Annotated in this window: 8 protein-coding genes; all 8 read right to left on the bottom strand. The window is 56.3% G+C overall.

All coding sequences use genetic code 11. The annotated features are described in order from the left end of the window. Positions 1 to 143: 143 nt before the first annotated feature. Positions 144 to 1,667, bottom strand: coding sequence for an O-antigen ligase family protein (locus U9R25_16590; GenBank protein ID MEA3337518.1), 1,524 nt, complete (start codon positions 1,665 to 1,667; stop codon positions 144 to 146). Between the two features lie 191 nt (positions 1,668 to 1,858). Next, positions 1,859 to 4,633 carry a phospholipid carrier-dependent glycosyltransferase gene (locus U9R25_16585; protein MEA3337517.1) on the bottom strand — a complete coding sequence of 925 codons (2,775 nt, stop codon included), beginning with the start codon at positions 4,631 to 4,633 and terminating at the stop codon, positions 1,859 to 1,861. Between the two features lie 5 nt (positions 4,634 to 4,638). Continuing rightward, positions 4,639 to 6,942 carry a glycosyltransferase family 39 protein gene (locus U9R25_16580; GenBank protein ID MEA3337516.1) on the bottom strand — a complete coding sequence of 768 codons (2,304 nt, stop codon included), beginning with the start codon at positions 6,940 to 6,942 and terminating at the stop codon, positions 4,639 to 4,641. Between the two features lie 103 nt (positions 6,943 to 7,045). Further along, entirely contained in the window at positions 7,046 to 8,215 is a 1,170-nt protein-coding gene (locus U9R25_16575) for a glycosyltransferase family 4 protein (GenBank protein ID MEA3337515.1), read from the bottom strand. 69 nt (positions 8,216 to 8,284) lie between these two features. Then, positions 8,285 to 9,322, bottom strand: coding sequence for a glycosyltransferase family 2 protein (locus tag U9R25_16570; protein MEA3337514.1), 1,038 nt, complete (start codon positions 9,320 to 9,322; stop codon positions 8,285 to 8,287). After that, positions 9,322 to 10,293 (bottom strand): polyprenyl synthetase family protein, encoded by a 972-nt coding sequence (locus tag U9R25_16565; GenBank protein MEA3337513.1) that lies wholly within the window; start codon positions 10,291 to 10,293, stop codon positions 9,322 to 9,324. Before U9R25_16565 ends, U9R25_16570 begins: the two co-directional genes overlap by 1 nt. 79 nt (positions 10,294 to 10,372) lie before the next feature. Next, positions 10,373 to 11,194 (bottom strand): TatD family hydrolase, encoded by an 822-nt coding sequence (locus tag U9R25_16560; protein ID MEA3337512.1) that lies wholly within the window; start codon positions 11,192 to 11,194, stop codon positions 10,373 to 10,375. Positions 11,195 to 11,251: 57 nt separating this feature from the next. Further along, positions 11,252 to 12,688, bottom strand: coding sequence for a phosphoglucomutase/phosphomannomutase family protein (locus tag U9R25_16555; protein MEA3337511.1), 1,437 nt, complete (start codon positions 12,686 to 12,688; stop codon positions 11,252 to 11,254). Positions 12,689 to 12,778: the final 90 nt, after the last annotated feature.

The following is a 12,778-nucleotide window of genomic DNA, read 5'->3' as shown; positions in this document are numbered from 1 at the left end:
AGGACCGCCGCTTCCGTCCTCTGGCTGCAGTCTGCCGTCGGAAGACCGCCGACCACCCGACCAAGGACCGCCGCTTCCGTCCTCTGGCTGCGGTCTGCCGTCTGTCGTCCGCCGTCTTCTGGAAGCCGTCCGCGGGCCAGCCATTACCTGCGTGACATCAGTGAAGATGACAGGCTTGAGGGTCGGATAAGCACCTCACCAGAGGGTGATGAAGCTCTGCCTCTCTCCTGTTGTTCGATAAGCATGGCAGCCATTCCCAGGCCCACAATAATCCAGAAAAGACTGGTCATGTGAGGATAAGCAAGGTTAAAGAGATAATGATCCAGCCAACCGCTTGTGAGTGCACCCGCCAAAGCCCCGGCAACGCCCAACAGCAAGGCCTCCCGCCGGTCATCAATGATGCCCGTTCGAAAAGTGCGCCAGAAAAGAATGAAAAAAACCGCCATCGCAGCGATGAATGCCAATAACCCAATCACCCCCATCTCCTCCGCCATGAGTAGATAAACACTGCTGACACCGATATAGAGATCGATATCCGGGGTACCGCTGAAACCAACGCCAAACAGAGGATAGCGAGAGATGAGTCTCAGCGCGTCCTTGTATTCTCCAAACCGCATCTGAGTTGCCAGATCCTGTCCCTGAATACCTTCGACGAATCGAGCCACATAGGCCTGGGTTGCCGGCAGTAAAAGCAGCAGGAGTAAAGCCAATACCGCCAATATCAACAGCTTTCGGTATCGGAAAAGCGCGATGAAGGTGAGAGCAACAGCCAGGCCAACCATTGCGCTGCGCGAGTAAGTCAGGTAGAGGCACAACACATCGAGTCCCAGCATAGTCGCCACCAGCCAGCGCGGAAACAGGGGACGGTCAGCAAACAATTGGGCAGCAGTCAGGCCGGCAAAGAGAATCAGCATACCTCCAAAGGTATTCGGGTCGATGGCTGTGCCAATAGCTCGCATAGGATTATTGGGATCATCCTCGATAAACCGTAAGGCGCCGAAGCCGCCCGGATAATCAAAACGACCCAACGCGTTGAGGATGCGAACCGTCCAATCCTGCGGAAAGAGATAAAACAGGATACCGATCAGCGCCGCGCCAGCCCCGGCGAGCATCAATGCCCGTCCGACCCATTCCAGGTCAGTCTCATCACGGATAACATTGATCACCACAAAGAACAGGAGGATTCCCAGGGCAATCTCGGCAAACCGTCGCATTGTTGTGATGCTTGGCCGGGCATGGGTGGTACCCAACGCGAAAGCAAAGAGCGCCAGCAGCAGGAAAATCGCCACCGGCAATCCCATGGGCGAGCCAACGAAACGTCTCTCCCGTCCGGTCAACAGACTGGCTCCCCAGACAAACACGAGCGCCGCAAGCGCAACATCAAGCAAGGTCGGTTTGAAGCCCAGGCGGAAGGGAAGGGCAGCGAAGGGTAGCAGGCAAGCCACGAGAATGACCGCGGCGAGCCCCCAGCGAGTGCTGCGCAATACCAGATAGGCACCAACAAATGCAACGCCGCTGGCCAAAGCGAGCAAAGGGCCGAGAACTGCCACGTAGATCGCGACCAACAACGCACCAACCAACAACAGAATCACCATAGTAGCCTGGTTGACCCGTTGGTTTGGGTGAAATATCAGCTGTTGAACGCTCGAAACGAGATTGGCTGTCATCGGCTCAATAATCCAGCACTCACGTTGCAGAAGGCCTGAATGTTACACTTCCGTAATTGCTCTGAATTCCAGGTGTGCAATCCCAGGTAGCGTATCTGCAATGATTTTACACCCAAACACTGTTGTCGACCACTTTTTGCCAGCAAGATGCAATTGCATCGAGCAGCCCATTTTTTGCTCAAGCCATGACCTCAGGGCAGATTCAACTGTTCAAGAACAATGATACCATCCTGAAGGGCGTTGCCGTGCGCATCCCATGCAGGCAATCGCTCACCCTCGACGGAATCGTACATGCCTGCCAGCAGCCGATAAGCACCTGATGGCAATTCATCGGGAAGGACCAGCGGGTGGGCATCCAAAACTACCTCGCCGTTGATCCAATGATTGGTTGAGTACCCCTGCCCGGGAATGGCGTCGCTCTGAGCCACAATCTGGTCTTCGGAATCGACCAAATGCACGAATACCGTATAGCTCTTCTCCGTTGGCACCTCAGCTCGCCAGACCAGCGTCACCATAGCCGGTTGATCTGGTTCTGGCAAGGAAATATCGTAACCGAGAAGGGTGAACCGATCTCCAATGACGGCATCTGTACGATTTGACAGGGGGGGCACGGAAAAAAGTCGGCTCGAAGGTTGAATGGCCAATTCGGTCAGGGGTACCGAGTTGCCAGCCACATCAACGATCAACTGGTACCGACCGGGCCCAGTTTCCTCAGGAAGGCGCATGTTTAGACGGCGGCAGATCACCTCACCAGGCCACCAGCGGGCATCTGGCGGCAGCAGTGACTCCTGCCACAGAAGTTGATTGTCTTTTCCGCTATCGATCAGGTAAATAGCCATCGATTCGGTTCCCGAATCGGGATCGCCCTCCCAGGCCAGATCCAAGGTGAACGGTGCGCCAGGCTGCAATTCAGCTCCGGTCAACTGGAACCCCGTTAACATTAGTCCTTCGCTAACCGGCTCACGTAACATATTTGCCAGCGTGATGTGATCACTGCCGAACGACGAGATGGGCAACTGAACATGACCTGCCAATGCCGTGTCGCCTACCCCGTCAGACCGCGCCAAACGCCTGACCCCGTCTTCGTCCGAGTATTGGTACCAACCGGTTACCACCCCAGCTTCTTGACCGCCCGCACAGACATCCAGATCGATTCGGTAGGTTTCGATGACCCGCTCTCCGGGTGTCCAGACGCTGGTGGGATAGCTGCCATTGCCAGGAGTCTTGTCGATCTGGCCAACCCGTCGACCTGAAGCATCTACCAGGTGCACGAAGCTCGTGAGACTGCGATCCATAGACTGCTCCGCTTCCCACGTCAACACAACCTTGGCGGCATCCGGATCGAATGCCATGTCAACAAGGGATGGCCCCTGCTGAAAACGTGCAATTGGTAATCCGGTGCTCGTTTCAGCGGCAGCATCGGCGGCATCGAACCCAACGGTCACCAACAACGGATTTCCGTGACGATCCTGAATCGTCTGCAGGTCAGCGGATGGCCACCGTTTCTGAATGGCTGTTGCCCGGTCAGCCTGTTCGGCCGGAAAGGCATAGAGGGCAGCACGATCAGGCGGCGGCAGGACAATGGTGTCGCTGGTATCCAGCGACTTGATCCCCGTCTCCCCGCGGAGAAATTCCAGCGTAGCATGTTCTGCCCAAAGCTGCGAAAGATAAACCTGATTGTCGGCGGTCAGCGGCTTCAGATATGCAAGAGCATCCAGCTTGTCCACATCGTAGGCATAGTATGACTCGATTGCCCGGGGGAAACGAACGAAGTAATCAATGGCGGCCCATACCCCACTGATCACCAGAACACCGGACACCAGAATACGTCCCGCCAGAGGTGACCACCGCCCGCTAACGAATGTGAGAATCCATGTCAAGCCCAAACCCGCGGCCACGAACAGCGCCGGTAAGGCCGGCAACGTGCGCGAGAAGTTGGGTGCCGCGTCGCTGAACACCGAAGGCAACAACATTACGACCGACCAAAGCAGCAGGAAAAACAGGGCATCACGGTCGACATCATCTCGCCGGCTCAGACGCAATAGCCAGACGGCGATCCCGATCCAAAATGCGATTGATAGCAGCGGGTCGAACAGGGGGCGTCCACCCAGGTTGTGAATCCATTCCCGATCGCCCTGAATACTGAACATGCCCGTTACCCGGACAGCGTTCTCCAGGAGAGCCACAACCGGAGAACCACCGGAAACCCTGTCAGCGAAAACCGATACTTGATCCGGGTGCCCAAAAAAGAACTCGGGATGACGATAGAATTCGAGTCCCAACGGCAAAAAGACCACAAACGAGGTCAATCCGGTCAAGAGCAGCCCGGTCACAGGGCTGGGCCAGCGCAGGGTACGCTGGTCTGGATGCTGCCAGAGGAGCCAAAGCACGTACCCGAGCAGAACCAGGGGAATCAGACGCCCGGTAGGATTATTCCAGACACCAATCCCCGCCAGTACGCCACTCAACAGATATGGCCAGACCCGTCCCACCCGGGTTGCATACCAGAAGAAACCCACGACGCCGCTGAAGATGACCGGCATGAGTATGATCCTGATTGCGTAGTGACTGAAATGAAGATGCCAAAAACTAATGGCCAGAACCAGGCTGGTAAATGCGGCAATCTGACGACTCTTCAGGGTCAACAGACCGCGTAACAGCAGATAGGCCGAGGGGGCCGCCAGGATACCGGCAAGCGCAGAGGTCAGGCGCAAGGTATGGAGATTGAGACCCAGGACCGAGGCCAGCGCCACCTGGAGATAGGTGTAAAACACTTCACGCCCGCCATTGGTCGGCAAAAACAACGGGCGGTCTCCAGCCATTACCCGTGCGGCATCCAGGGCGTTGTAGGCCTCATCGAACTGAAAACCGGGCGGAACGCGACCCAATCCAATAAAGCGCAACGCAGCAGCCAGAGCGGTGATCCCCAGCAGAATCGCCCAGTCCCGACGGTTCCATTTTGTCATGACGGCTAAGGTACCTGCACCTTGGGAAAAAAAAGGTAACGGGTCGTAACATCGTATTTTCGGAGAATCAACTCACTGTTCTGTAGTTGTTCACCTTCCGCTTCCTGAACCGGCAATCGCACGCCCGATTGCGGGTCGTACAAACCGATACGGATTTCATATGGACCGGCAGGCAACAACCGAGGCAGCGTCACGCGATGGTTGTGAGTCACCCTGTCGCCTGCCTGCCAAAGCCCGCTGGGAAAATACGAATCGGTCAAGGGCTGATCGTTGCCCGCCACCTGCGTCCCCTGCAGATCGACAAGATGGGCGAACAAGGTATAGTCCCGGCCCGTTTCACCGGTCGCGCGCCACACCAGGTCAATCAACAGGTCTTCCCCCGGGACCAATGTCTCATCAGATAGCGAAACCGATTCCAGATCAATGCTTTCGTCAAAGGAAGCCAGTGACTCCCTTCCTGCGATCGGTTCATCTACCATGCTATCAGCCAGCCGCAATCTGCCGACGTATACAGCATCCCCTATCGGTTTTGCACCGGGAGCACTGACCGGCAATAAATCGTACTCTTCAGGATCGAGGGCATTATAACAAAACATGGATATCTTGACGCGCCCGAGACTTGGCAGATATTCTGTAGCCGACGGCTCCAGATAAAGCTCATACGTATCGCGGAATACGTCGCCTGGCCGCCACAGTGATGTGGCAAAGTTACCGCGTCCGGGATAGGTCGCCAACCAGCCGTGGGACCGGTTGGCACCATCCAACAGGTGCAGGCCCACGGTATAGTTATTGGGAGTCTCTTCCAGGGCGCGCCACACAAGAGTTACGTTGAGTTTCTCAAACACGTCCAAACGATCGGAGTCTATCTGATAACCCAGCAATTCAGCGAAATCACCAAATTTAACATAGACCGGTTCTTCGCTGGCCCGCAGACCTGGCGAACCTTCCAGGACAGGTGTCGCGTAGAGTGGCTTCAACAGCAACGGTGGCACCAGTATAGTCAGGACCAGCAGAGCAACGCAAAGGGCCGCCACGCCTGGTTTTTTGATGCGATTGGGCAGGAGACGATGGGTTCCCAGCACCAGCAAGAAGCTGATCGTTGAGAATACCGACATGAGATACCGGCCTCGCGGTTCCGAGGTGCCCACCGATTTGAGCGCGCTGAACAACCAGGCTTCCAGAACGAAGAGGATCGCCGCCAACACGAGTATGCGCCGATCCATGGGTTGATGTTTGTCGAAAATTGTGACGATTGCGCCAACCAGGGCAAAGAGACAGACGGCAGCAAGCAGGTATAGAATCGGCGGGGGCAGAGCGATCGTGTCGTTGCCGAAAAGCCCCCAGAAGGTCATGAAGGAAAATTCACCGGCGCGTACCGGATCCAGCAACCAGCCGCCATCAGGCCCGGCAACCAGCCACGCCTGCCCATCTGCCAGAAAACCGGCCAGCGGTGGATAGTCGACAATGATCTGATCGTAAAGAAGTTTGTTGCGCAGAAACCACAGCAGGAGGGGAATGGCCGCCAATCCGATCATCAGGCCAACTTGCCAGGCATAGGTGACAGCATGCTGCCATCCGCGGGCCCTGGCTTGCCGTAGTCTCACCAGCAACGCGACGGCCACCAGCGGTATCAGCGGAAGGGCCGTGTACTTGGCGAGGACCGCCAGCCCAGCCATCGCGGCTGCCAGCATCAGAATCAGAGGACTGGAATCCTTCAGTACCGCGTAGACACAGAAGAACACACACCAGGCGCCCAATGCACCCACAAGAATATCGTTGTTGATAACCGCTGACGAAAAGACATATTGCGGAATGAAAGCGTTCACCGCCATCATGGCCAGCGCCAGGGTACGCTGTTTGGAAAAAACCAGCAGACCTGTCAGATAGGTCGCCACCAGGCCACTCAACCCGATAAGGCCCGAGAAGAAGCGTAGAATGTGCACTGCCAGGGTCGTTTCCGAATAGGGGAACGACTCAGCAGCAGTATGGATTGCCGCGTTATGCCCTGCCCGGGCTCCCTGCGTAAACAAATGGGGATTGGCCACCCAGGGCAGTTCTTCGTCCACATCCACCCAGGAAATGGCCAATGCCCCTAACGCATAGTAAAGGGGAGGTTGCCTGAATTGGGAATTGCGGACGCGGTTTTCTTCAATGACTTGACAGGTATCCCCACTAGGCGCCACCTCGACCAGCGTATCGGGAGCGGGCAGTTGCCGGTTTGTCACGATGTGGCGAACGTAGCTGTAGTGCGCCCACTCGTTATCCGATTCCCATAGTGGAACAGTGAGGTTGTAGTAAAAGCTAAGCATCAAAAAAACGATGCCAACAAGAACAGCACCTCTGTGAATCCGAAGTCCCCCAGATATTCGTTCCTGCCAAGTCTTTGAATTGCCCGGTTCGGGAGAGTCGCTCCTAGAAAAGCTCACGGTAGACCTCAAGATGCCGACGAGCAATGGCATCCCAGGTGAATTGACCCGCCAGCCGGTTAGCACCTACGCTAAGACGTTGGCGGAGCTCAGGATCGTTCCACAAATGCTCCGCAGCCCTGGCGAGAGCCTGAGAGTCCTGAGGCGGTACCAACCAGATATTCTCCCCTTGAACCATCTCAGCCACCGGAACAGCAGGTTCGGTACTCACAATCGACAACTCGTGGACCAGAGCCGCCATCAGGCTGCCACGACGAAAACTGGCGCCGTCCCGATAGGGAAGCATCGCAATGTCAGAAGCAAGGAAACTGGCAGAGACCTCTTCAGCGGCAACGAAACCGGTCCAATGGACTCGCTCTGCCAGGCCTTCGTCGGAAATCAACTTTTCAACCCGCTCCAGATAGGCCAGATTCGTTGGGTCGCTCGATCCGACCTGTCCACCGATCATCAGAAGTTGCGCCGGGACTCCATCAGCTACCAGGTGTTTCAGGGCCCCAACCAACTCTTCTCCTCCCTTGGAGACATTGAGGAAGCCAAAATAGCACAGAAGTAAGTCATCCTGAGCGACATCCCATTTGGCTCGCTGCTGCTCACGGTCGAACGAGGCAGGTGGCTCCGGTTGGATGTTGGCTCCGATGGGTATCTCGTACAGCCTGTCCAGCAGGTCCGCCTGCTGTTCAAGGCGCAGCCGGTCCTCGGCGTTGGTTACCACGACCAGATCGCTGTTACGGGCCAGTTCCATGTTTGCCCGCCACCGGAGAGGCCCCGCCTTGGGAAAAAGATAGGGCACCCGCAGATCGTGGAACGTCACGGCGACTTGAGGAGGCGAAGAAGTCCCGTGAATGCGGCGCGGCAACAGATTGATGGCGGGATGCAGACCGTAGGCAGCAGACTGATACTGGATGTGAACGACGTCAGGCTCAATCTCCTGAACCAGTCGGCGGGTTTCCCCGGAAAGGCTCCAACCCCAGCTCTCGATCTCAGGGTATACGTCGGCAACACCCCGGGGAACAAGATGAGCAGGCCCGGATTCCATACTGGAGAGCACGTGCACCTCAACACCCAGGCCCGAGAGCGCAGTGCCCAGTGCCCAGGTATAGTCGCCTACACCTCCCTGCATAGGAGGATATTCACCGGAAATGAAGAGAACTCGCACAGCCCGATCCTTTATGAACTATCAGCCAGCCGGGAACGAAGTCAGTCTACAACAGGATGATTTCTCGCGTCAAGTTCCCTTGACCGGGACAGGACGCAATCCGGACCGTAACACCCGGGCATAGGCTGCCATCCGTTCCCGCCTCATGGGAAGTTTGGCCCGCTGGCCCGGCACGAATCGCCCGACAAGGCATTTGGCGGCTTCCTCGGACCACTGAAAGGCAAAGGTCCCCAGCAAAAATCCACGAACCAGGGCAGCCGCGCCTGAGCCATGATACTTTTGCACGTAACGGACACGGGAGGAATAGAAGTGAATATTGCGGGCAGCAGCAATTTGTTCGCTCGACTTGCCCTCATAATGCGTCAGCACCGCTTCGGGAAAGTAGACCACCTGCCAGCCTGCATCGACGGCTCTGCGGCAAAGATCCAGTTCCTCGGAGTACATAAAAAAGCCCTCGTCAAAACCGCCGATGGCGTCGAGAACCTGCCGCCGAACCAACATGCAGGCGCCGACGATCCAATCAACCTGGCTGATGGCATCGTCAGGTCGATCCAGCATGTAGTATCGTTGCAGCACCTTGTTTCGAGGCCACCAGCGCTGTAGAATAGTGCTCTCAAGAAAATAGGTTGACAGGGACGGAAAGCGGCGGCGCGAGGATTGAATGCTGCCATCTCCATAGCGCAGTTGAGGCCCAATGATGCCTACCTCGGGGTGGGTTTCGGCATAGTGCAACAGGCGCCCAATCGTGGATGGTGCCACCTCTGTATCCGGATTAAGAAAAAGGACGTAGCGACCGCTGCTGGCCTCAAGGCCTTGGTTGTTGGCCCGGGTAAATCCCCGATTCTCCATATTGGCCACTACCCGCACCCAGAGATAGTCCCGGTGTAACACCTCCACCGTCTGATCGTCAGAGGCATTGTCCACAACGATAACCTCAGCCTGCCAGGTTCCCGCTTCCGATCTTTCCCCCACAAACAAATCGTCGCTGCCAAGAAGCGAGTCCAGGCAGCGACGAAGCAGGTCGCACACATTCCAGCTGACGATGATAATCGACAGGTCTGCGTGGCTTGGCGAGCCGGATGAAGACCGGCGATTGGCTGGGTCCATCACAGAGAGCGGGCGACGACATAATCGGAAAGCTGCAGCATAGCGCTGCGATAGGGACCATCGGGCCATTGAGCCAGGATCGTCTTGGCCTTTTCAACAAAATCAACGGCTTCCTGACGGGTCGCCTCGATCGCAGAGGAATCTCCGATATCTGCAATCAGTTGAGTCAACGAATCGGTGGATGAATGACCGTTACTGGTGGCTTCGATGATCTCAATTGCCTCCGGGTGAACCTGCAAGAAATGAAACACCGGCAGTGTCACCGTGCCCTGGCGAAGATCGTTTCCTACCGGTTTGCCGATAACCTGCTGGTCGCCGACAAAGTCCAGGAGATCGTCCATGATCTGAAAGGCCATACCGATGTTGTAGCCAAACTCGCGAAGAGCAGAGATTTCCTCCTCCGGCGCCGAGACCAGAACGGCGGCAGACTCGGTGGCTGCTGCAAAGAGCGCTGCCGTCTTGCCGTAGATGCGCTCGTAGTAAGCTGCCTTCGGCTGATTCCAGTCGCCGATGGCATAAAGCTGGCGAATCTCTCCCTCGCAGATGGTCAGCAAGGTCTGGGAAAATATCTTCATGACCCGCACGCTGTCTGTGTCCGAAGCAAGAGAAGCCGCCCGGGCAAATACGAAGTCACCTGCCAAAATGGTAGCTCCCAACGTCCACGACGCGTTCAACGTCGGACTGCCTCGCCGTACCAGCGCACCGTCGATGACGTCATCATGGACCAGCGTGGCGGAATGGAGCATCTCAAGGGCGGCAGCCAGGCAAATCACCTTCTCGTTATCTACATTTGCGTATAGTCGGCTGGTCATCACCGCCAGGGCAGGACGAATCCGCTTACCACCGCTGTCCAGTAAAAGATTGACAGCACTCGCCAACGGCCGGAACACCTCATCGGTGGCCAGCATTTTAACCTCGACCCGGGCCAGGTCATCGGAAACCAGCCCCAGTAATTCGGAAACACTACTCAACGTTGCTCATCTCCTCCGTTGTGAGGCCATCATACCCGGATTACGCATGGAAACAAATCCTCAGGATACATAGATATCGTCAACCATCGAGTTTAAAAAAGGTACGTCTCGCCAGCGATGTGCTCATCTCAGCCACAGTAGCCAATTCTATATTCACAAGGTCGGATATGCCCTGCCCGATCAGAGGAATGTACGCGGGCTCGTTGCGCTTTCCCCGATAGGGATGGGGCGTAAGATAGGGTGCATCTGTCTCCAGAATCAAACAATCCAGAGGCAACTCCCGCACCAGGGCATGCAGTTCCCTGGCATTACGAAAGGTAACCGGACCACCCAATGACACAACCATGTGCCAGTCAAATGCCTCCTGGGCCATCTCAAGATCACCTGAGAAGGCATGTAGTACACCCAGAATAGCATCCGGCCCTCTTTGTATCTGTGCGCCAGTCACCCATTCGCGCAATATGCCGCGAACGTCGTCATGGGCATCACGGCAGTGGATCACCACGGGCAAATCCAATGCAGCAGCCAGCTCAAGTTGACTTCGAAAGATTCTCTGTTGTTTGTCAGGATCGACGCGTTGCCAGTAGTAGTCCAGACCAATTTCGCCAACCGCCACCACCTTTGGATGGGCCGCCAATTGCCTTAGCACATCCAGGGTTGATTCGTCGAACGAGTCTCCATCGTTGGGATGGACGCCTACCATAGCGAACACACCCGGATAACGATCGGCCAGATCGATGGCCTGTTTGCTCGTCTGCAGATCGATAGCCGGGTTGATAATGATTGGCACATCCGCCGCCGCGGCGCGCTGCACCACCAGGTCACGATCCTCGTCGAACTGGTGAAAGTTCAGGTGGCAATGGGTGTCGATAAACATAGGCGAATGGTCGATTGTCAACATTCAATTGCCAATGGTCAATGCAATCCGCATTCGGCAGCCGAGCCGTTAACAGTTCGGTCAGTCCTTTAAGCCGGCGATCTCCAATCCGGCATCGAGAATATCGTCAACCAGGTCTTCCCGGGTAGTCTCAGTATAGACGCGAATGATGGGCTCCGTACCACTGAAGCGAATCAACAGAAAGCCGCCATCCTCCATGTGATACTTGTAACCGTCGTAACCGGTGAAGTCGACAACCTTCAATCCGGCGATCTCCTTGGGATCGGCTTCGTCCAACAGTGCCTTTGCCCCGGGCCGTTTCTCCGATGGGAAGCGAGTATCGACCCGGCTATAATAATAGCGATTACCGACCTCCTCGAAAAGCAATTCCACCAACTCGCTGGGTTTCTTGCCCGTTTGAACCATAAAATCGAGAATGTAGAGGCCCGCAAGGATGCCATCCCGTTCCGGCAGATGATTGCCGAAAGCGTAGCCACCGCTCTCCTCACCGCCGACCATGGCGTCTGTTTCCATCATCTTGGGCGCCACATACTTGAACCCCACAGCAACCTCGTAGACTTCGACACCGTATTTCTGACCCAGGCGCTCCAGCATGGATGTGGTCGAAAGAGCTTTGACAATGGGCTTGCGCAGTTCCCGCACATCGAGCAGGTACAGAGCAATCAAACCGTAGACCCGCAGCTGGTCGATGAACTCGCCATTTTCGTCGGCCAGGCCGAGACGGTCGGCATCGCCATCATTGATGATGCCGACATCGGCACCAAGCTCGCTTACCTTCGCCAGGCAGGCATTCACGTTGGGAGGAATCGGTTCAGGGCGGTCCATCTCGGGAAAGGCAGGATTGAGTCCCCCATGAATGGTCACGACCTCTGTCTCGCCGCCAGATAACAACTCGTCAAACCAGCCAGCTCCGTTGCCCCACATGGCGTCATAGACAACTGTCAGACCCGCGTCCTTGATCGACTCCAGGTCCACCAGTTCTCGAATGCGCGCCATGTAAGCAGGCTTGGGGTCAAATCGCCGAAACAAGCCAACCCCCTCTGCTTGTGCGATCGGAATCCTGCGTGCGCCGGCGACAGTCCCGGGAATGAACGCCTCAATTTGTTTCAAACCTTCGGGCGCAATCGCGCTGCCATTGGGGTCCCGTACCTTGAATCCGTTGTCGGCCGGAGGATTATGGCTTGCGGTGACATTGACCGCACCCAGGGCATTTTGGTGCACCGCCTGGAAGGATATTGCCGGCGTAGGCGTTGGGCCATCGCAGAAGAGCACCGGAATGCCATTGCCCGCGATCACTTCAGCCACGGCCAGCGCAAAATCCTCACCGGAAAACCGTTTATCGTGCCCGATGACGATTCCACGGGAGATTTCCTCTGGCCTATTGAGGTCAAGGATATAGGAGGCGAATCCCTGCGCGCAGCGACGCACGTTGTCGAATGTGTAAGTCTCGGCGACTTTGCCTCGCCAACCATCTGTACCAAAAACGATGTCTGCCATGATGTCGCTTTTTCCTTCTGTTAGTCTCGCCAGTTACGCTCTGGCTTCTACACGAGCCGCTTCGGTCACCGGCCCACGCCATTATCTGTC

This window comes from Chloroflexota bacterium, from assembly GCA_034717495.1.
Classification (GTDB): domain Bacteria; phylum Chloroflexota; class Anaerolineae; order JAAEKA01; family JAAEKA01; genus JAYELL01.
Note: the sequence above shows the minus strand (reverse complement) of the source record. Positions and strands in the feature narration are given on the sequence as shown.

What these genes read in the sequence shown, in the direction of transcription:
- U9R25_16585 (MEA3337517.1), bottom strand. Translation starts at nt 4,633, where the DNA reads ATGACAAAATGGAACCGTCGGGACTGGGCGATTCTGCTGGGGATCACC.
- U9R25_16580 (MEA3337516.1), bottom strand. Translation starts at nt 6,942, where the DNA reads ATGCTTAGCTTTTACTACAACCTCACTGTTCCACTATGGGAATCGGAT.
- U9R25_16555 (MEA3337511.1), bottom strand. Translation starts at nt 12,688, where the DNA reads ATGGCAGACATCGTTTTTGGTACAGATGGTTGGCGAGGCAAAGTCGCC.
- U9R25_16570 (MEA3337514.1), bottom strand. Translation starts at nt 9,322, where the DNA reads ATGGACCCAGCCAATCGCCGGTCTTCATCCGGCTCGCCAAGCCACGCA.
- U9R25_16560 (MEA3337512.1), bottom strand. Translation starts at nt 11,194, where the DNA reads ATGTTGACAATCGACCATTCGCCTATGTTTATCGACACCCATTGCCAC.
- U9R25_16590 (MEA3337518.1), bottom strand. Translation starts at nt 1,667, where the DNA reads ATGACAGCCAATCTCGTTTCGAGCGTTCAACAGCTGATATTTCACCCA.